At 60.1% G+C, this 1676-nt stretch carries 1 pseudogene; it reads left to right on the forward strand.

What is annotated here, in order from left to right:
- Window positions 1–1676, forward strand: a pseudogene (locus tag ACG2F4_RS19260) (hypothetical protein); the annotation flags it as partial.

Genomic DNA, 1676 nt, shown 5'->3' on the forward strand with positions numbered 1-1676 from the left:
CACGGCCACTACCAGCATGGTGAAGACATCGTACTGTCGTACTCCATTATGGGGCGTAAGGTGTTGGAAAAGCCATCATCTCACATGCTGGAGGGGATCCCGGTCATCCGGCACACCATGACTATAGCGCCGGGAGATTCCTGGCGTAAAATTATGCTTGGTGGGCTCGGAGACTGGGATAGTGAAACCGTCAGGGAAGGTGTGTTTGCACTGAACAATCCCAATGCTACCGATGGACTCAGCGAGGAGAACTGGGATAACCCTCATGAAAGTTTGATCTTGACCGCTCCCGGAGAAGGAGATTCTATGGGTGAGTTTTTTGCCGCCGGGGTGCAGGGCGATACGCAGGGGATGCGATGGGTCATCGAGCAGCCTCATCATCTGGGACTTTACGTTCCCCCCTCTGACGAAGAACAAACAATCACAATCCACCGCTTCAGCGGGCAGGGGCAGGCCCAGTACCGGGCCTTTGCCGGGTACCTGTCGGAGGTGCAGGGACGGGTAATTACGAAGCCGGAAACCTTTACGCAGGGTGGACCGCGCGTTTGGAAAGAGACTGTTGTAACCAAAGGACAGCTTAATGCCGGTCGCCCGCACTACGATCCGATCCACTACGGGAAGGCCGACCAGGAGGCCCCCGAAAACCTGGTCACCATTCCGGAAGGCTACCCATACACCGTAGACCAGATCACCCTGCCGTTCGACAACCCGTGGGGCAGCTGGATCCGCCCGTCCGGGTTCGACTTTTTCGGCGACGGCCGGGCGGTGGTCAGCACCTACGCCGGGGACGTGTGGCTGGCCGAGGGCATAGACGACGACCTCGATGAAATTTCCTGGCAGCGTATTGCCACCGGCCTGTACGATCCCTTCGGCGTAAAGGTCAAAGGCGGGCGGATCTACGTGATCTGCCGCGACCGCATCATGCGGCTGAACGACCTGAACGGGGACGGGGAGACCGATTTCTACGAGTCCTTCTTTGCGGATACGGACGTCTCGGATGTACCTGTGCAGGCGTACAACTTCTCTTTAGAAACGGATAGCAAGGGTAACTTTCTGTATGCCAAAGCCGGGCAGTACACCAATAATGATGAGCCCGGAAACCTGATCCGCGTCAGCCCGGACGGGCACACTCAGGAGTCGGTGGCCATCGGCTTCCGCGCCCCCAACGGGGTGACCGTGGACCCGCAGGATCGCCTCTTTGTCAGCGACAACCAGGGCAACTGGATGCCGGCCAACAAGATCAGCCTGGTCGAGGAGGGAGGGTTCTACGGGTATATCCCGACCATCAACCGGGGAGCGACCCATCCGGGGCCCAAGGAATACCAGATGCGCCCGGACCTGGCCAAATATCCCAAAAGCGGGGCCGTTCTGCCGCTCAGCTTTGACGAGCCGATCGTGTGGATGCCCCAGGCCTTTGACAACTCCCCGGGCAACGGGGCCTGGACGCCCCCCGAGTGGGGCCCGCTGGGGGATCGGCTCATTTGGACCAGCTTCGGCAAAGGGTGGGCTTACCAGGTATTGATGGACCAGGTGGACGGGACCACGCAGGCCGCCGTTTCTGCCCTTCCATTCCAGTTTGAGAGCGGCACCCAGCGGGCGGCGATCAATCCCGCCGACGGGCAGTACTACCTGGCGGGGCTGACGGGCTGGGATGATGCGTTTGCCCAGAAGTATGG

Origin of the sequence: Halalkalibaculum sp. DA3122 (assembly GCF_043951865.1) — a bacterium.
In the GTDB taxonomy this organism is placed as follows: Bacteria; Bacteroidota; Rhodothermia; order Balneolales; family Balneolaceae; genus JAMQKA01.